Annotated in this window: 18 protein-coding genes; 3 read left to right on the top strand and 15 right to left on the bottom strand. The window is 39.3% G+C overall.

The window, feature by feature from the left end:
* Positions 1–90 precede the first annotated feature (90 nt).
* The 3 genes from CSV64_RS06915 to CSV64_RS06905 are packed head-to-tail and all read right to left on the bottom strand — an operon-like array spanning position 91 to position 3599.
* Positions 91–852, bottom strand: a complete 762-nt coding sequence (locus CSV64_RS06915; RefSeq protein ID WP_099634009.1) for a hypothetical protein — start codon at positions 850–852, stop codon at positions 91–93.
* Positions 842–1690 carry a hypothetical protein gene (locus CSV64_RS06910; protein ID WP_099634008.1) on the bottom strand — a complete coding sequence of 283 codons (849 nt, stop codon included), beginning with the start codon at positions 1688–1690 and terminating at the stop codon, positions 842–844. The genes CSV64_RS06915 and CSV64_RS06910 overlap by 11 nt, the downstream gene beginning before the upstream one ends.
* A 1-nt stretch (position 1691) precedes the next feature.
* Positions 1692–3599, bottom strand: coding sequence for a hypothetical protein (locus CSV64_RS06905; protein WP_099634007.1), 1908 nt, complete (start codon positions 3597–3599; stop codon positions 1692–1694).
* Positions 3600–4063: 464 nt separating this feature from the next.
* On the opposite strand from CSV64_RS06905, the gene CSV64_RS06900 reads away from it, so the two are divergent.
* Positions 4064–5140 (top strand): tartrate dehydrogenase, encoded by a 1077-nt coding sequence (locus tag CSV64_RS06900; protein ID WP_099634006.1) that lies wholly within the window; start codon positions 4064–4066, stop codon positions 5138–5140.
* A gap of 114 nt (positions 5141–5254) precedes the next feature.
* Here the strand turns inward: CSV64_RS06900 and CSV64_RS06895 are convergent, their stop codons facing one another.
* The 4 genes from CSV64_RS06895 to sda form a co-directional block, all read right to left on the bottom strand.
* Positions 5255–6193, bottom strand: coding sequence for a magnesium transporter CorA family protein (locus CSV64_RS06895; protein ID WP_099634005.1), 939 nt, complete (start codon positions 6191–6193; stop codon positions 5255–5257).
* Between the two features lie 162 nt (positions 6194–6355).
* On the bottom strand, positions 6356–7726 hold the full coding sequence (locus CSV64_RS06890; protein WP_099634004.1) for an MATE family efflux transporter: 1371 nt from the start codon (positions 7724–7726) through the stop codon (positions 6356–6358).
* A 52-nt stretch (positions 7727–7778) separates the two neighbouring features.
* Positions 7779–8408 (bottom strand): helix-turn-helix transcriptional regulator, encoded by a 630-nt coding sequence (locus CSV64_RS06885; RefSeq protein WP_255397624.1) that lies wholly within the window; start codon positions 8406–8408, stop codon positions 7779–7781.
* Between the two features lie 176 nt (positions 8409–8584).
* A complete protein-coding gene (sda, locus tag CSV64_RS06880) occupies positions 8585–8701 on the bottom strand; it encodes a sporulation histidine kinase inhibitor Sda (RefSeq protein ID WP_099634002.1) in 117 nt (38 codons plus the stop codon).
* A gap of 356 nt (positions 8702–9057) precedes the next feature.
* On the opposite strand from sda, the gene CSV64_RS06875 reads away from it, so the two are divergent.
* Positions 9058–10317 (top strand): ATP-binding protein, encoded by a 1260-nt coding sequence (locus CSV64_RS06875; protein WP_158233012.1) that lies wholly within the window; start codon positions 9058–9060, stop codon positions 10315–10317.
* A gap of 96 nt (positions 10318–10413) precedes the next feature.
* Here CSV64_RS06875 and CSV64_RS06870 read toward each other — a convergent pair whose 3' ends face one another.
* The 7 genes from CSV64_RS06870 to CSV64_RS06845 all read right to left on the bottom strand — a co-directional run bounded on the left by CSV64_RS06870 (position 10414) and on the right by CSV64_RS06845 (position 16776).
* Positions 10414–11310, bottom strand: coding sequence for an AEC family transporter (locus CSV64_RS06870; RefSeq protein ID WP_099634000.1), 897 nt, complete (start codon positions 11308–11310; stop codon positions 10414–10416).
* 222 nt (positions 11311–11532) lie between these two features.
* Entirely contained in the window at positions 11533–13002 is a 1470-nt protein-coding gene (locus CSV64_RS06865) for a methyl-accepting chemotaxis protein (protein WP_099633999.1), read from the bottom strand.
* Positions 13003–13153: 151 nt separating this feature from the next.
* Complete coding sequence (locus CSV64_RS16955) at positions 13154–13285, bottom strand: hypothetical protein (protein WP_255397623.1); 132 nt, start codon at positions 13283–13285, stop codon at positions 13154–13156.
* Positions 13282–13752: a hypothetical protein gene (locus CSV64_RS06860; RefSeq protein WP_099633998.1), complete on the bottom strand. Its 471-nt coding sequence runs from the start codon at positions 13750–13752 to the stop codon at positions 13282–13284. The genes CSV64_RS16955 and CSV64_RS06860 overlap by 4 nt, the downstream gene beginning before the upstream one ends.
* Complete coding sequence (locus CSV64_RS06855) at positions 13749–15029, bottom strand: replicative DNA helicase (RefSeq protein WP_158233011.1); 1281 nt, start codon at positions 15027–15029, stop codon at positions 13749–13751. Before CSV64_RS06855 ends, CSV64_RS06860 begins: the two co-directional genes overlap by 4 nt.
* A complete protein-coding gene (locus tag CSV64_RS06850; protein ID WP_158233010.1) occupies positions 15010–15816 on the bottom strand; it encodes a conserved phage C-terminal domain-containing protein in 807 nt (268 codons plus the stop codon). The genes CSV64_RS06855 and CSV64_RS06850 overlap by 20 nt, the downstream gene beginning before the upstream one ends.
* Positions 15817–16020: 204 nt before the next feature.
* Positions 16021–16776, bottom strand: a complete 756-nt coding sequence (locus CSV64_RS06845; protein WP_099633995.1) for a helix-turn-helix domain-containing protein — start codon at positions 16774–16776, stop codon at positions 16021–16023.
* Between the two features lie 161 nt (positions 16777–16937).
* Between CSV64_RS06845 and CSV64_RS06840 the strand changes: the two genes are divergently transcribed.
* A complete protein-coding gene (locus CSV64_RS06840) occupies positions 16938–18047 on the top strand; it encodes a class II histone deacetylase (protein ID WP_099633994.1) in 1110 nt (369 codons plus the stop codon).
* A 70-nt stretch (positions 18048–18117) separates the two neighbouring features.
* Here the strand turns inward: CSV64_RS06840 and CSV64_RS06835 are convergent, their stop codons facing one another.
* On the bottom strand, positions 18118–19491 hold the full coding sequence (locus tag CSV64_RS06835; RefSeq protein ID WP_369823507.1) for an alkaline phosphatase: 1374 nt from the start codon (positions 19489–19491) through the stop codon (positions 18118–18120).
* Positions 19492–19946 lie beyond the last annotated feature (455 nt).

Below are 19946 nucleotides of genomic sequence, written 5' to 3'. Positions count from 1 at the left end.
TCGGCGGCACTATAATCCCCACAAGAAAAATATTTTTGTGAAAAGGTTACTTGTGCGCAGGCTTTCCCGTTGGATTATTGAATATATTCTTTAAACAAGAGCCCCTAATTGCTCAACACTTGTATAATACCCCAAGTACTCCACAAATAATTCTTTCAGCTCTTCTTTCGCCATCATTGGCGACATAATTACTGGATAATTCTTATTGAATTCAAAAAGTACTTGTCGCCCTATTCTTGTATCAGTTGCCAAATCACTACGACCTACAATCTTTTTCTTCAATAGACTTGAAATTCCCAGTTCATCTACAATTGTTAAAATATTAAATACGAATTGCTTACTCCTGAAGACTTCGTACTTAATCATATAATTATATAGATCTAAGTTATCTATAATAATCTCATAATATCGCTGCCGCTCCGTCTCATCCGTTACCAGATCAGAGATGTATTCAGCAGCTAGTACTGATTTATAAATATAGTTCTCCCAGTCGAAGTCTTTCACTACTATATTATTAAAGTTCTCTATGCCTTCTTGAATCTCGGGATACGTTTCCAGTAAGAAATCTCGTTTTTTCAGGATTAACAAGGAGTGCCAAAACTGTTCATCTAAATGTAAATCCCTATCGCTGGACAGATAATATTTCTCAATCGTATTAAAGGCTTCTAGAAATAAAACTTTTCGTTGTTCATCATTCTTTTTTGCGATATAAAACGGAAATTCAGGCGCGGATTGTATATTCACTGTTTCATCAGAGAAGTATTCTTCCTTGTCCGCGATCTTGTCATCTAAAAAGTCTTGATAAAACTCAGGATTTTTTTTATAACCCTTTTCTAATATTCTAATCTCCACTCGTAGCCAACCCCTTTACCGCTAGTGCATACTTCTCAATTACTTTGTCGGAGATATTATAAATTGCCTCATCAATAGTTTCTGTTGTTAATTCAAAAACCATTTTCGCTTTCATAAGTCTATACAGTTTTGCATCCAATTGATCAGTTGGTAAATCTATATCATGTAAATCTACCTGACCATCTTCGCCATAGTTACTAATGAAGCGGGATAACGCTTTCTGAAGCCCCATGTAGATATAAGGATTATTAAAATTCCCACTCATGGGTAAGCCGACAAATTGTAAATCAACATCTCGATAATGAATAATGATCGTTTCACTGCCCAACTCTATTTTGATAGCAGATGATAGCGCTGAATTTACTTTTCTTTCAAACAAATCAAACGGTCTTGATGAGCTACCTTCAAAGATAACTGTATTTGAAAATCCAAGGATGGCGTAACGTGAAACTATAATCTCTTCCCTAAACTCTTTGAAGAAACTATTAATATCATCATTATATGCAAACGAAATCTCTTCTTTTGATTGAATACTCATTTGAAGTGAAGTTCGATTATTTATAGATATTCTTGTCTTGGGTATATCTATGAACATTGTATTTAAATCCACTTCGAAAAATTTATTGTCTTTTGATTGAACCACAAGATAGAGCTTAGCTTTTCTAGTAAAGAGCAACTCCTTCAAAAAGTCTGATTCTATTTCATATTCTATATCAAAACGATAGTTGTCGGTATTTTCCTTTAAATCAACATTTAACGTAAATCCGCCACTCTCATAACTATTGGATGTATTCGTTAGAACTGGATAAGGAAAGTTAGCATCTTTTTTGTATATCATTTTACACCTCTACGTAATAAACAAATTTCAATGCTCGGTTATAGTCACTTTTTAATTTAAACGTTAATTCAGCTATACCTTGATTGATTGTAACTTGGTTGATTTTGTTGTTTTTTAAAGAGCATTTAGCCCCCGCAACTTTATCATAAATTTCGTTATAATTATCTTCTAATCGGAATGCATTCTTATATTCTTTCCCCATACCATCAATGATTGAAATCCCTACATTACATGTGGCCGCCTTTTTCACTTCTTTATTACTGGATAGATTAAAGCGAACAATTTCCTTGTCTCCTACTACCACACGCTCTACTGTGTTTGGATGAACTGTATATAAGCTTAATGTCTGCTCTTCTGGCGAATCGTTTTCATCACTAGCTGCTTTGTCTCTCTTAACTGGTTTAATCAAAGCAGGTGTCTTCGTTTTTTTCTTGCCTTTATTAGGTTCTTTATTATTAGGTGGCAATGAGTCATCTTGAACTTTAACAACCGGTTTTTTCTTATCAATAACTACCGCACCCATTGCTTTAGAAACTTCTTTTTTTAATTGGATTTCAGATACATACAAAATATCTTTAGTATCCATTTTTCCATCTGTAGGATTCTGATCTGTAATAGCTTCGTCTAAAATGATAGTTATCTCTTTAGATAAATTATTAATAAATCGTTTTGCTCGTCTCTGGAGATCTGGATCTTTCATATGATCAACCGATAATTCAGTATGAGATTCATTTTCTAATGACTTTAAATAGGCATCTTCCTTCGCTCCACCTATTAGTACGGCATTAAACGGTTGATTCGCTTTATTTTTAACCTTTTTATCTTCAATCTTCATTCCAATCGTTCTAACTATCGCTACACGACCTTTAGGTATTTCCTCGTCATATCTAAAAAAGAGATTGAAATTGTAATCTTCTTTACCGTCTGACACACTAATTTTTTTCGGTTCTTCTTTTAAATATGTATTAACATAAAGTGGCGTAAACTCCGCTTTCATATCTGCAATATTTTGTGTATAGTACTCAGAGTCATTTACAAAGTCTTCTATATTAGATGCGTTAATTAATTTACCGTTTACATCTACTTCTAATTTATTAAGTATAATAGATATGAAAAAGCTATCACAAACGCTTCGAATAATCTCACGTTGATCACTATATTCTTTTCTTAAGAAAGGAATTATAATTTTCAAACCACGTGTCTTCTTTTCAAACACTTCATTGAAATCATTCTGAAACGGATAGAACTTTGTTTTATTCCTACCTGTTTCAAGATGCTCTAATTTAGCGAAGTAACCTGTTGAACGATAACTCTGATCTTGATACTCGTGTTCAATCAACTGTACTGTTCCACCTAAATGTTGTTCTCCAAATTCATCACAGTTGGCAAAATACATTACATTCAAATCAGAAGCAGCATTCGAAGCAATTTTACCTACACCATGCGATCCACCCCTAGACGTCTCAACTGCAGTATCCTCTTCTTCAGAATGGACACCTTTGTTGTATGCGTAAATAGCCCATGTATCTTTCGTGGAATCACTTTGACCATTTTTAGCGCCCGACAACCCCCGGGTGTTGATATCTTCAAAAGAGATATAGTGAACCTCTTCCTCTTCCGCCATTTTCACCATATGGTTTATCGCTTCAGTCGTATAACTATTTCGTCCTTTTAAGCTATGTATTCTATCAATTACCTCACTTATTCCAGGGACGTTCTTACTCTTTATCATTCCTGTTTTTATCATTACTTTTACGGGCTCTTTAGATTCCAATAGTCTTCCATCAAGAGAGTTTTGTAAGTTTTCACGAATAAGTCCAGAAATTTTAAGATTATAAAATCGTTCAAGTATTTTATTAAAGTTTGATTCTTCTATATTCGGTATCGGAGAAAAATTCCAGTATGTCATTGTTGCACCTCACGCATATTTACTAATTTAATAAATCATTAATTCAAGTAAGTAGAATAATTCATTATATTAGTAGTATAAAACAATAGTTGTGGCGGATCAATCTTGATAGAGAGTAGTAAAATTTAACCTTTCGATAATTCATACATTCTCTAAAGCCATTATGGAGTATTAAGTGAAAAGTATCACGGTGTTTTTCAAAACTATCCTGCCATCAACGTCAAATTATTCGTGTGGCCCTGACTTCATTTGTCATTCTATTGATTGAGATCTATCTCTATGGATTTTTAATAAACGTGGAAGATTTGTATCTCTACTATTTGTGGAAGGTCTGCCATATTCAGCGGTACTTCAGGACACGAATATGGCTTGGCCGGGCTTCCTCTACGAATACCCCTGTGAAGTTGCATTTACAAGTGATAGTCTAATAAAGAATATATAATCACACAGAAAAGAGTGACCAAATGACTCCCTACAAAATAGCCGTAATCCCCGGTGACGGAATCGGCCCAGAAGTAATCGACGAAGGCATCAAAGTAATGAAACGTGTAGCTGAACTCGACGGACGACTCTCTTTCGAATTCACCCACTTCCCATGGGGCTGCGAGTATTACTTAGAGCATGGACAGATGATGGCAAGTGACGGGATGGAGCAACTAGAGAAGTTCGACGCAATCTACTTAGGTGCTGTCGGTTTCCCTGGAGTGCCTGACCATATTTCATTATGGGACCTACTATTAATCATTCGTAAACAGTTCGATCAATATGTCAATATCCGACCGATTCAGTTATTGAACGGTGCGCCTTGTCCTATTGAAAACGGAACGAAAGAATCGATTGATATGTTGTTGATCCGTGAAAATAGTGAAGGTGAATATGCGGGTGCCGGTGATTGGTTGTTTAAAGGCAAGCCGGAAGAAGTGGTGTTGCAGACGGGGGTGTTCTCTCGTAAAGGGACGGAGCGAATCATTCGTTATGCATTTGAGACGGCTTCGGGTCTCGGAAAGACGCTAACCAGTATTAGTAAAGCCAATGCGTTGAACTACTCGATGGTCTTCTGGGATCAAGTGTTTGAAGAAGTAAGTCTAGAGTATCCACATGTAGAGACAGCGAGCTATTTGGTCGATGCGGCTGCGATGTTAATGATTAAAGATCCGGCACGATTCGAAGTGGTCGTTACGTCGAACCTATTCGGGGATATTTTGACGGATTTAGGCGCTGCACTCGCTGGAGGAATGGGACTGGCTGCCGGGGCGAATATTAATCCTGAAAAGACGTACCCTTCTATGTTCGAACCGATTCACGGATCCGCTCCTGATATAGCGGGTCAGCATATAGCCAATCCGTTAGCTGCGATTTGGTCAGCTAGTCAAATGTTCGATTTCTTTGGATTTGAAGATTTGGGCAAGTTGTTGTTGGATTCGATTGAAGAGTTGTTGGTGACGAAATCTGCATTGACACCGGATTTAGGTGGTAGTGCTTCGACTAGTGAGGTCGGGGATGCGATTGTGGAATTAATTGAATCGAAGTATGTGTCCTGACTACATACATATGATGGATTTACCTGAATATCAACTGAGTAAAAGTGCTATTCCGTTTCAGGAAAGCACTTTTTCCTTTTGGATTGGCAGACTGCTAGCTTGTTATTCATCACTCTAGAAGTTTTTATTCTTCGAACTTTCCAATACGCTGCCGATCCACTTTTTCTTTCTTAAGTAATAATATAAACTACACGTAGAGAGGGCGATGACGAGAATCGCACCCAAATAGCCGTATTTCCAATCGAGTTCCGGCATGAATTTGAAGTTCATTCCCCATAAGGCACCCCAAGCGGCTACTGGCGTGAAGAGCATGGTGATGACGGTCAACGTTTTGACGATTTCATTGCCTCGATAGGAGGAAATGATCGATTCAAGATCGATCAGCTGCCCTATTTCTTCGTTATATTCTCGGATTGTCTGGCGGCAACGTCGGATCCGTCGACAGGTTCGTTTGTAGAAATAGCCTTCCAAGATGTTTTCTCCGAATGCCTCTACTGTGGCTTCTTGAATTTCTGTGAACGGAATGATGAGGTTTTTCCAAACTAGAATTTCGTACCGGTTATCCATAATCTGTTCAAAGACTGGCTCATTATTCTTTGCTTTGACGCTCCACAGCAAATCATGCATGCGGTCTTCAAAACATTCAATTTCTTGTAAGAACACGCTCGTAACTTCTCCGATCAGAACCATAAATCCTTCGATCGCATCCTCTGCTCTGTCCATGTAATTCAGTACTTGCTGTTTGGAAGACCCCGTAAAAAATGTCGAATCCATGCCGGATGTCAGCAGGATATCTTTTGTAAGGTAATAATGAAGGATGGCTTTTTCGCTGCGAACATCCACGTTCTGGGAATAGACGACGGACCCCCACATCGATTCCTTTCCATCTTCACACCCGTCCATTTTGAGATTATTGTTTTGATGTTCAGATAACGACAACGCCCAGCGCTTGCCGTCAAATGGAATATCCGGGAGCTCGTTAATCTCGTTTTGAGTGGCTGCGTCAATACGAATCCACGTCCAATTTTTATACGCAAGTACAGGTTCCATCATCGGACTCCCCCCTTTTCTTTCTATTTTTCCTTTTCAAGAAACAAATTAAACATTTGAGAGCTCATACCAGGTCCATCATTTTCATAGCCAAATGATGGATTATTATTATAAAAGATTGCATCACTTCTAAATAATAGTGATTTTCTCTTTCACAAGAAAATATTAGCGTTCTTCACTGGGGACACTTCTCGCTGTATTAAAGAAGAATAAAGCCATCCCGAGAGTCAGTATATCTGCGAGCGGAATCGCAAAGAAGATAGAAAACGACGGGCTGATTGTGAAAATATCATATTTCTCGAAGATAGTCGGCAAGATCATCACAAGCGGTATGACGGAAACGACTTGTCTCGTTACTCCAATGATGACGGCTTTCATTTCGCTACCTGTCACTTGGAGCAGCGTCATGATCGTATACGTCACGCCAAGAATGGGAAACGTGATGAAGATCACTTGGATGATCGACATGACCGAGTCGATAATTGCTTGATCTCCTGTAAATAGCACGAGAATATACTTTCCAACTAAGAATACGATCGCTGTGATTCCGATTCCGTAGAAGAAGCAGTACTGTACGGTTTTCTTTACGACTACTAGCTTTTTATCTTCATCGCCTTTTCCGTTAAAGTACGCAATGATCGTTTGAACGGCTTGTGTGATCCCAATGATTGGCATCAACAGTAGCATGTACATTTTATTGGCAATATTCCACATCGCGATATGTGCATTGCCGCCTACTGTCAGTAATTGATAATTGACGATGAAAGCTGTTACGCCTGCCAATAGTTGAATCGTCGTTTGAGCGAAGCCGATTTTTAACATATTATACGACATTGCGATAAACGCTTTTGGCGAAATGGGGTTGGATGTAAACCAGTTATCGTTTTTCACGAGATATATGACAGCCAGCAGTGCGCACACTACTTCACTGAGGAGTGTACCGAGTGCGATCCCGACCATTCCGAGCTGTAAACCGAATGTCAGGATGGCGTTACCTACCACGTTGATGACGACAGACAGAACGATGATGACGGCTTCCGCTTTTGGATTTCCGAATGCGCGTATGACACTTGTTAGCGTATAACCGACCGCACTGAATATATTACTGATTAGGATAATGCGTAAATAATCTTGCGCCAGTTCGTATACTTCCACCTCGGCACCAAGCATCGACAATATGGAGTGCATGAATGAGTAGACGAGGAATGACGTACTGGCGCTGACGACGATCGTCATGATGAAGCCACTCTGGAAATAATTATTCAGTTTCGTTTTGTCGTTTCGACCTAAATATGTAGAAATCATAATAGCTGTAGAAATTGCAAACAGTGTTTGAAGTGCAACAAATACCGCCATCAGTGGGGATAATAACCCCATTGCGGTCAATGCACTTTCGCTTTGGCTACCTAAGTGTCCCGCAAAGGAAGTATCCACAACCGCTGTCATCATTTCTATGAGTAAAGAAAAGATTGCTGGAATAGAGAACGTCAGGATGAGTCTATTGATTGATTGGCTTTCATATACGTTAGTTTTCATTGGATATCCCTCCGAAAATAACTATACCAATCGTAATAGGACACCTAATGTCTTATTTGAAAATGAACTGTGTATTTTCTTTGTAAGGAATAAATGTTCTTTCAAATTCTATTCCGGTACACTGCGCTTTTTTAATTGCAGAGATTTCCACCAATAGATAGTCCTCGTCGTGAGCATATAGGTATAACCCTTCCGGCCGTAATACATAACTTATGGGCGCGACCAGGATCTGTTCACCGCCGCATGTGATTGCCAGTAACACTTCTTCATCCAAGCAATGATTGATTTTCTTATAAACGCTTTCGGTCATGTCTATTTTTTCTCCTGCAAAATCCACAACGAAATAATCATTTGTATCCGTCTCCAATAAATCAACCAACTCTGGTGAAATAAGAGCTAGTTTTTTCATGACCTGATCTTTATTGCGGTTTGAGGAGATACTATCATACATCGACAATGCAATGGTGATGGTTTGCAAGTCTTCATTCGTGAAGAAGCTTTCGGTTAACTTGTAGCTCTCTTCTATATAGATTCCACCTTGATTTCCTTGTTTACACGTTACGGGTACGCCCATCATAGATAACTTATCCACATCTCGTTGAATCGTTTTGACACTCACTTCAAACATCTCGGACAATTCTTTATGGGTTACTTTTTTCACTTTCAATAAATACAGCAATATTTCAAATTGACGATTTCGTATGCTACTCCCTCCAATCTTTTTCTAGATTTGTCCTCTATGTATCGTAGCTTTTCTTATTGTGTAATGAAAGTATTGTAGGGCATATTCTTAAAAGAGCGCACTTCCCCTCGTTCAACACACTCGATCTATTCGTCAATAAAAAAACGCCACGGCATCTATATACCACGACGTTGTATTTCTTCTTTAAGTAGCTCAATAAATGCTGGCTCTACACGTATTTCCTCTGTGCGCTCATAGGCTTCGAGCAATGCTTCGTTTGATAATTTTAGCATAAGGCACCTACTTTCTAGTTTATGGACTTATTTTGCTTACGATACCCCATATATCGTGCATGTAAACCATTTTATGAACTTAAGATAAAAGTTTTTTATAAACAGGTAATTGCTTGAATGAAAAGCACTACATTGGAACTATATATTTACATGTAAAGCGTGCTTCAGTACCCGTCCTTTCGCAAAATACACTAAATATACTAAAAGTTTACAAAATTATAGGTCGTTATAGTAAATAAGATGTTATAATTATATTTGTTATACAGAGAGGAGTTTTTTATATTACACATTCAATCGATGCTAATAGAAAAATGGAACTTACTAAAGGCATAGAGTCTTTACTAGTAGGCCATGTGGTGTATACGTACACAGATCGTAGCATGTATATAGAACATGCTACTTCCTATGTAGCTGAAGGATTGGATAAAAACCACATCATTTTATATGTCGATCAACCCACGAGTTTCGCTGCCGTTAAGGAGAATCTTCGAAATGCGGGTTATACGGAAGAGCAAATGGATCATATTTATTTTGTCGATACCGATATGGCATATGAAACGCATGATAACTTTAATGCAGAAGCTGTTTTAAAGAATTTAAATGACTTTTTTGATCCGCATATTATAGAAGGAAATGTTCTCCGCGGGTGGGGATTGGTGACATGGCGGCCTCAAAATATAAAAACATTGATTCCTTCTGTAGCTTTACATGAACAAAATTTTGATGACTTTTTCTCTAGAGTAGCGAAGATCACAAGGAATTACATCAATGTATGCGCGTATGATAGTTTATCTTTATCTGGTTCACTCTTAATTGAACTTTTGCAAACGCATGAATACCATATGACAGACACGAATTTCTTACCTTCGCATTTATATAAAAAAGAGCCTGTTCATTTTAAAGGAGTTTCAAAACAACTCAAGTTTGAAAATGAACTACGAAACCATGATACCCGTAGAGATAAATTAGACATCACTGGAAAATTGGCTTCCATCATTGCACACGAACTTCGCAACTCTCTTACTGTTGTTCAAGGGCGTTTACAATTGTTGGATCTCACTGCTAGTGATCGTAGTGCAGCTAGTCAAGCACAATTTGATGGTATCAAAAATGGGTTAACAGAAATAGAACAAACAGCATCTAAATTTTTATCCTTAGCTGAAACACATGTGGTCAATCAAAAGGTGATCAATATTTCAGAATTAATCGAAGTTGTTAAGGTTCAGATGGAATCGGATATGGACATGAAAGCGATTAATATGCACGTGACATCGGATAACGACCAGATGACGATTTTTGGCGATGAACTGAAAATAAGACAAGTGTTTATTAACTTAATCAAAAATGCGATTGAGGCTATGGAAACTGGAACCATCATGCTTATTGTGAAAGATGATCTTGATCACGTTACAATCGATGTTTCCGATAATGGTAATGGTATCCCAGACGAAATTCTAAGTCAAATAGGTGACCCCTTCGTGTCGTCAAAAGTAGATGGAACTGGGTTAGGGTTGTTGATCTGTGAAAAAATCATTAGAGATCATAGTGGAAACTTATTACTATATACTGAGATTGGCAAAGGGACAACCTTTACAATTAATTTGCCAAAGTCATAACTGAAGTTAATCTCAACGAAATAGAAGCTGAAGCCAGTTCCGGCTCCAACTTCTTTTTATTTTGGGATTTTATGAATCTATTGACCACTAGTTCGTTCAAATAATGACATTCAACAAAATACTTAACGTGATAATACTCAGTAGCGTAGAAATTAACGTGATCATGGAAACCAGTTCCGGCTCGGTATCAAATTCAATCGCATACATCGTCGTTGTGGCCGCTGTAGGCATTGCGGAAATAATGATGAGGACCGTCCCTACTAGGGGATCCATTCCTACGAACAGCACGAAAATAAACGCAAGTATTGGTGCAATGACCATTTTCAAGACAACGCCTGAAATGACTACTTGCCAATTTGGCTTCTTACGAATAACCGATCCTAGTTGCATACCTAGCATAATCATCATGACCGGAATCGCAGCGTCCCCGACCATGGACGTCGTAGACATAATGGATTCCGGCACCGTAATGTGGAAATACTGAAAAACGAAAGCGAAAATCGCAGCATACGTTGTCGGCATTTTGAAGACCATTTTGATGGATCGACCGATGCCACTCGTACTGCGTGACGCATAATAGACGCCAAAGAAATTATTTTGCAGTGATTGTATGACCATGATGAATATGGCATACGGTAGTGCTTTTTCTCCTAAACTAAATAACACGACTGGTAAACCGTAGTTTCCAGAATTCATAAAACCTGTAGCTAGGATCGAGGCACTTTCTACTTTTTTATTCCATTTAAAGATTTTCGCCATAATTTTATTGAGTAACACCATCGCATAAAAAAGTGCAAACATATAAATCAGGATCGTCATATAGCTCGCATTGAAATCGGCCTTATATAAAGACGAAAAGACAAGAGCTGGCGATAGTATGTAAATTGAAAGTGAAGAAATTGATTTAATATGTAAGCCTTTGACTCTTTGTAATATGAATCCTACTATGAATACTGAAATAATCGGTAAAATAACCGTGAAAAACAATCCCATTTATACACCTCTAACGATACAATCATTTACATGTACGTCGCTTTGATGAACGACAAAGCCACCTTACAGATACAATACTAATGGTAATCTTAAGAATTGTCTCTATATATGGGAAGTTACTTTTAATTGAAAGAGAAAACTACAGACAAAAGAAGTTACATCTCTTGTTTTCGAGTGTAACTTCTTTTATGTGCTGCTGTGGTGTTAATTTGCAAATGCATATTATGTTCTACGGATGGCAATGGCTTCGTCATGTGTTTCATGAATATAGTTAGCAATTTCTTCTTGCTCCCCTGCCAATTCCGTCAGCGTGGCATTTAATTCTTCCACTGCCGCCGTACTCTGCTCTACTACCGCAGCGAATTCTACTGTGCGTTCACGAATCGTCAATGTTCGTCCAGTAATGATATCAAATTCACGGATGAATGTAGCTAACTCGTTTTGCAAAGTGGACATGACGTGATGCAACATACCAAAGGATGCACTGGATTCATCCGCCACACTGTTTTGCATCGTCAGTTGCTTCAAGCCTTCGTGTAATTTTCCAACCGCAATCGTATTTGTACTATTTAACTCCACTAAATTCGTGTCGATTTTCTTAAGTGTCTCATCCGTTAATCTCGCCAGTTTACGAATTTCATCCGCCACAACCGCAAAGCCTTTACCGTGTTCGCCTGCACGTGCGGCTTCAATCGATGCATTTAAGGCCAATAAGTTCGTTTGCTCTGTAATTTGTTTAATCGAACTGGCAAATGCATTTGTCTCGTCAATTTTACTAGAAAGAATACCGAATGTATCATTCAAATCTGTAAAGAATTCGGCAAATGTATCCAGACTGTCTTTCAATCGATTCATTTGAGCAGTTCCTGCTTCCGCTTTACTCCCTGCGTCGTTCGTTTTGTCACCAAGTTCAACAAGTCCTGTCGAGATCTCTTGAATCGCTTCATGTGTTTGTTCTGCATTTTCCGCAATCTCCGCAATATGATCGGCTTGATGTTGACTGCCTGAACTTACTTCATTGACCGCCTCTAACATTTCACGCTGAGAAGTAGTGGATCTGGCCGCATTCGTTTGAATAAATGCTAGATTAGACGTGATTTTCGTCACCGCTGTATCCAGCTCCTCAAACAGCACTTGTTCCTCTTCGGCTTTCTGCGATGTCAGTGCTAATAGCTCTTCTACATGTTGAAAGACTCGATCATTCTGTCTAACCAATAAAAACAAACAAAGTGCTGTGAGAAATTGAAGAAGAAGCAAGTTGGAACCGCTTCCAATAATAATCTCAGGTGATATAAAATATTTATTGTTCACGAGTAATGCAAGTAAACTCAATACGTAGGCAAATCCAATAATACGCATTTTCCCATGCACGGCACCTAATACTAAGACCAAATAGATTACACCGATCGTCCCTAAGTTCGCACTCGAGAAGAGTATTAGACTCATGGAAATGCAAAATGTTAAAAAGACCAAAATGTACGGAAAGTATTTCGCGATGAAAGTGGATGTGTTCATAAATACGTAAAAAAGGATGGCGACGACGAACGGAATGGCAACCGATGTAATAATAATTATCGATGACTGAAGTAGAATTTGAGCAAGGAGTCCAAGTCCTGCCGCCAGTCCAAAGCTAAGCGCCATAATTTTGTTTTTGTTGATCCAATCGGTGTGCTTAAGTTCTTCTATTTTCATCTTATATTCTCCTTTGGTGGCGATAGCCTAGGAGGGTTATGGAATACCCTTATGTATAAGGTATCATTTTAAATTATCTAAATATATGGGTAATTAGATTCAATTATATTCATATAACTTTTACTTCCGCCTATGACGCAGCGGATTTCATTTACCACTCGGCTACAATCCTCTCGTACAACGCCGCCAACTCGTCGTCCCCCATCTGCTCTACATAACGCATCGAATAATTCGAGCGCAGGCAAATCACTAAGATCAGTACGCCCCGTTCTTCTTGCGTCATGCGCCCACCTCCGCCATATACAACACACGCTCTCCCGCTTTGGCGTGACCCACATACGCTGGGTACGTAATAATCTCTTTCCTATGCTCATACAGGCATTCTTCGACACCGGTTTCCGCAAAGGTCATGTAGGGGATCATCAGTCGGTCGGCTCGTGTGATATTGCGGTGCTTTTCTCGAAATAATTCTTCATGTAGTCGGAAGGCATCCAGTGAATGTTCTGCTAGATAAAAGGCGTACCAGTCATCACGACCGTCGATCACAAATAATTTAACTGTGCCGATATTCAATTCGTTTTTCTCCATCATTCGCTGAATTTCCACTTCATCGAATTCGATGGCTTGTAGTTTTTTACTGTCGTCGTAGAATGTCACATGATCTTTTTGTAAGGCCCAGTAAATGCTGTGGGCCAAGTGGGATAAATCCATTTCTAGTGCGTAGTCAAACATGTCTTGAACAGTGATCATCTGTTTTCTCTCCTTTGGTAGTGGTCTTGATCGAAATCGTATAGCTTGCCGGTTTCTTTGCTGTAGATGGTCGTGATCGTGCCGGTTGGTCCGTTGCGGTGTTTAGCAATTTCAATTTCCATTAAATTTGTCGGTGCTTTATCTCTGTCGTAATAATCTTCACGATGGAGAAGCGCGATGACGTCAGCGTCTTGTTCAATATTTCCTGAGTCACGCAAGTCACTCATGACGGGATGTTTATCATGCCGCATTTCAGATGCTCTTGATAGCTGCGATAAAACGACGACTGGACAGTTGAACTCTTTTGCCATTGCTTTTAAATCATTGCTGATCTGTCCGATTGCTACCGTTTGATTGCTTACATTGCCTTCAGAACGAATGATTTGTAAGTAATCAATGAATATAATCGGTCGTTTTGTCGGATTGGTTTTAATGATATTCCGTGCTTTTGCTTTAATTTTTCTAACGGTTAACGTGCTTTGGTCGTCAATATGGATCCCCCCACCATTCAAGCGATTCAACGTGGATGTCCATCGATCTTTTTGTGGTTCGGTGAAATATTTATACGGATTGCGCATTCGTAAGCGATTGTATTCACCTGTCGAAGCGATCATTCGATCAATCATCGATTTACGGCTCATTTCAAGTGAGAAGATGATCGGCATATGTCCATCTTTGCTGGCCTGTAGTGCGAAATGGTTAAGCAGGTCCGTTTTTCCCATCGATGGCCGAGCCGCGACGATGACATATTCACAGTTTTGGAAGCCGTTCAAGATTTTATCCAAATCGCTAAGTCCTGTTGAGATGCCAGGCTTGGTTTCATCCGGTCTGAATGGTCTTTCATATTGTGTGAGTAGATGTTCCGTTAAAGTTGTCGCTTCTCTACTGCTACGGAGTTCTTCTAGTTCACCTAAAGCACGCAGTACGTCATCCGTGCTCCACTCATGTTCAATCGCTTGCTGTAAAATTCGTGCCGTTTCTTGCTTTTTCCATTGGTTGATAAGCATTTCTTCGTATTCATCAAAACGTACGACATTCGCAAATCGTTTGAGCCCATATACGTAATTGACTCCTCCGAGCTCGCTTGGTTCTCTTCCAGTCATAACGGTAATATAGTCTACCGGTTTTCCTTTCTGCGCCAAATCCCTCATGACCATGTAGATCATTTGATGAACATGCCCCTGGAAAAATTTCGCTTGCATGTGACTATCGAGAATTAAATAATTTTCTTCAAACATGGCACCTAGTAAGCTCTTTTCAGCAAGTTCGTAGCTCATATGCATTCTCTCCTTTTTCAAAATCTAATGTGGGTGATAGATAGGCTTCCAATTCAATCGATCGAGCCATTTCAGCTGGGGCTTCATTCAAATAGTTTTCAAATTTCTCTGCTTTGAATAATGTGGATGGTTGTAAGTAGTGACGAAATTGTGGGTGATGGAGCCATTGCGCCGCCTTCGTATCAATCACTAATTTGAAATCGTCCAGTGTGTAGCCTTCTTCGATACGCTCATGGAGAAGGTTCATCGTCGTATGCGTATTGTGCTTGAATCGCTTGAACGCTTTTTGGTTTAAATAGTCAATGACAGAAGAAATAGTGGCGAGATTTTTCTCGCTAGCTCTTGTATTCTTTGTCGTTTGTTTAAGTTCTTTGGTTATTGCTGGGAGCAAAACGCTCTTCTCTGACAGACGGTTTTGCTCTTCTGAGTAGACTGATTCCGTCTGCTCGAAGGGTACAAAACCACCCCCTTGCTGTGACAGCTTTTCGTAATCAATTCGATACCACTTCGTTCTGTCCATCGGCATTTTGTTATACTCAGATGTAATGATCAATCCTTCTTTTTCAAGTTTGGTGATGAGTCGTTTAATCAGATGAATCGTCCAGCAAGGAAACTCATCCGTCCATTGCTTGTAGGTGTTATACACCCACTTATGGCCTTGATTGATATTGGTTGAGATCTGTAATCGATAATGCAGTTGTTGCAGAAATAATGCTTCGTTAATGCCGACCACTGCTGCGAATTTTGGCGAAAACGGTATTCTGACATCTTGGATTGGTCGTTTCAAATTCTCACGCCCCTGTCTGATTATTTTCTCTTTCATTAGTCATATAGAGAGTATTTTCAAAAAGGATACTGCTTTTTATTTTTATTTTTTATTTGTTTATATTTGCGCACAAAAAAAGAAGTTACAGCTCGTGTTTTGAGCTGTAACTTCTTTTTTATGACGTTTTATTACTTCAGATTCAGGATAGCGCTTTCATATAGCTCGTCATGTATTTGACAATCCTTCCAACTTATAAATCAAACTTGTTCGACTATTGACTTCGTACTTCTCATACATATTTCGTAGATGTTTCTTTACAGTATTGATCGTGATCCATAATTGATTCGCAATCTCTTGGTTACTATATCCTTTGGTGACTAACTCGAAGACTTCTAATTCTCTATTGGAGAGATTCGCTTGATGTGTAGCAACTGTATCGATCATAGTATTCTTCGTCTCAGCTTTCCGTGTGTTTAATGTATTCTTCACTACGTGCTGCAGGTGTACGGAAAGTGTTTGTAGTATAGCTTTATCCCTCCGTGTGAAAGGCTTATCCCCTTTAAACCTCACAAAGCCAATACCGCCATATATGGTAGTGGATGTCGCAAAGTACATGACCATTTGATCAATTATTTGATGGCTTTCGAAAAACTGATTGTACAATGACTTGTCCAGTTCTCCAGGAGTGGTTACTTCTTTTATTCTATACACTGTTTCTTGAGTATCCGCTAGTTTAGATAAGTGCTTTTGGGGATGCATAACGTCATTCGTGTAGTGAACTTCCGTATAGTCAAGCATCATCTGTTCATCGAAATTATAGAATTTCAGATTATGCATATTACCTTTTGTATCCGCATGCCACAATAATGAGTGATGTAACGCAAATGACTTGGAGAGTGATGATTGTATAACATTGGAATCATAGTGAGTTTGATTAATTATATTAATAATACTTTGATAATCCTTCTTCGCTAAATTCATATAATTTCCTCCAGTACTACGATAAATTGGTCACCAACTACATCATGACGTTCTTTGAAAATGAGTAGAAATGTTATCCTTTTGTGTAATATACACTAATCTAATAATTCGGCATAATTAGTACAACACCAATATTACAGAGGTTAAGAGGAGGAAGTCAAATGAAGAAAACAGGATTTATTTACGATGAAAGCTATTTCTGGCATGATAATGGATCGGGTGCATTACATTTAGCATCTGGTGGCTATGTACAAAGCCACACGTACGGTGAAGATCCAGAAACAAAGAGACGCTTCAAAAATCTGATGGATATTTGCGGTTTGACTCCCCAACTAGAATCCATTGCTCCAAAACGTGCAACTAGAGAAGATATTGAGTTATTCCACTTACCAAGTTATATTGATAAAGTTCAAGAGCTAAGTGCAGCAAACGGTGGCGATGCTGGTCAAATCGCTATTGTAGGTAGAGGCTCTTATGAAATTGCCCTCTTATCTGCTGGTGGGGCCATGACGGCTGTGGATTCTGTTATGGATGGCGATGTACAAAATGTTTACGCATTAACTAGGCCCCCTGGTCACCACGCGGAAGCACAAGAAGGTATGGGGTTCTGCTTATTTAATAATGTGGCAATTGCTGCAAAACATGCTAAACGAAAGTATAATTTAGAACGCATACTCGTCCTTGATTGGGACGTACACCATGGTAACGGAACCGAACAAGCATTCTATGAAGATGACAATACATTGTTCATTTCGCTCCATCAAGATCGTTTATTCCCTGCTGGACGCGGATTTGTAGAGCATACTGGTGAAGGAAAAGGTGAAGGGTATAACGTGAATATTCCGTTGCCTGCCGGTACAGGAAATGCTGGTTATATGAACGCGTTTGAAAAGATTGTAAGGCCGATTGTTGATCAATTTAAGCCAGAGCTGATCATCGTATCTGCCGGCCAAGATCCAAACTTCTTTGATCCTTTGGCACGTATGATGGTGACATCGGATGGTTTCAGACGATTTGCTAATTTCATGAAAGACCTTGCAGATAAGCATTGTGACGGTCGTTTAGTATTATGTCACGAAGGTGGATATAGTGCAGCTTACGTTCCATTCTGTTCATTAGCAATTGTAGAAGCTTTAAGCGGAATAAAAACCGATGTAGAAGATCCGTTCATGGAAGGTTTTGATGTACCAGTAGAGACATTATTCCCTCATGAAGAAGAAGCTGTTCAAGCTGTTATCCGCCAGCACTCGAAGTATTGGAGTTTCGAGTAATCATAAGTAAACGCCTTCCCATCTTGACGATAGGAAGGCGCTTTTTTCATTCATTCCATAATACATAAACTTACTTCTTACCCGTAATCATGTCAAAAATGATATTCGCATGATCGGTATTATCTAACAAACCTGTAAAGCGCTCTTTAGACGGTCCATATGCATAAACAGGTACATCTTCACCAGTATGTCCACCGGTTGTCCACCCCGTATAGGAGCGTGTGTCGATGATGTGTTTGATAGCCGTTTCAATATCACCGGCCTCTGTACCTGCCGCTTGAACTGCTTCTATTTCTTTCTGTTCTAACGGAAAACTTTCTTGGTCAATGTAGCGTATCAATGTCTCTTCTACATCGTTGCCGTCTGCAATCTGTTGTGAAATGAATGCCGGTGTACGTTTCACTGCTTTGATCGCATCAGCTGACCAATTATATACGCCATCCGCCCCTATGGAGAATCCTCCAGTTGAATGATCCGCCGTAGCAATGACTATTGTATGCTCATCTTGTTCCGCAAATTCGATCGCTGTCTGGAATGCTTTCTCGAAGTCTTCCATTTCACTCATCGCACCGACAATATCATTGTCATGCCCCGCCCAGTCGATTTGGCTGCCTTCAACCATGAGGAAAAATCCTTCTTCGTTTTTCTTCAATCGCTCAATCGCCGCTTCTGTCATCTCTTCCAGCGAAGGTGTTTCTGCTGGACGGTCGATCATTTTGGGCATGCCGCCATCCGCGAACAATCCCAGTATTTTATCATTCTTATTTTCCACTAATTCTTCTTTCGTCGTGACATATCCATAGCCATCCAGTTCAAATGAGTGTGCATGACTCAAGTCTTCTCTGACAAAGTGTTTTTTCCCACCGCCGAGAAGGACATCGATTGTATGCTCGCCATTGATGCGTTCATTGTAATAATCATCGGCAATCTCATCCATATTCTTTCTACTTTCATTATGGGCACCGTAAGCGGCTGGGGTGGCATGTGTAATTTCAGAAGTAGCGACGAGCCCAGTCGATTTCCCTGCTTCTTTTGCCGCTTCAAGGACAGTTTGCACACGCTCTTTCTGTTTATCTACCGCAATTGCGTTATTGTATGTTTTGACACCAGACGACATAGCCGTGGCTGCAGACGCTGAATCTGTAATCGTTTCTTCGTCATCATCAGGATACGTCATTTGTTGTCCCACTAGATGTTGATCGAACGCTGTTAACTCTATCTCAGGGGTAGTCGGATCATCTTTGAAGTAACGATAAGCGGATGTATAGGAGCTCCCCATGCCATCTCCAATCAAGAATATGACGTTCTTGATCTCTGGCGCGTCATCTTGTTTCACTTCGTCAGCTGAACTCGCTGAATAATTCCCAGTCCAAACGGCTCCACCTATTAATGCTGCCGATAGTGCTACTACGGGTACGATGGTCTTACTCATCTTCTTCAACAATTAACAACCTCCTGTATTTGTAATCAACTTTACTCTACTAGAAGTTTATTAATATACGGAGAAGGCTGTGTAAATGTTTTGTAAGGAATGTGTTATTTATATAGTGTTTCTTCTCTAGATTTTCGGGTTATAAGGTAGGTTCGCATCACTTTTGAACAATGTGAATTATTCTTCTGTTAAGGAACCGTCTAGTGTCGTAGCCTGACGCTTGTCTTATGACTGTATAACTGTTCCAGTATAATTTCATCTAGTCTGTAAATGCCCAGTTCTCCTTTTCGAGCGTGCATTTTTTTGCATTTGTAAACTTATTATAGATTGCGACAAATGCATATCTAACACCGATCACAGATCGTTTAATCGACTATCATTATACAGATTTTGTGGTGGCACTTCATTTTGATGCATTGAAAAGGTTAAGACCAAAGCTTTGAATTATGAAATTCATTTGTATCTCT

It is taken from the genome of Sporosarcina sp. P32b, from assembly GCF_002743335.1.
Taxonomy (GTDB): domain Bacteria; phylum Bacillota; class Bacilli; order Bacillales_A; family Planococcaceae; genus Sporosarcina.
Note: the sequence above shows the minus strand (reverse complement) of the source record. Positions and strands in the feature narration are given on the sequence as shown.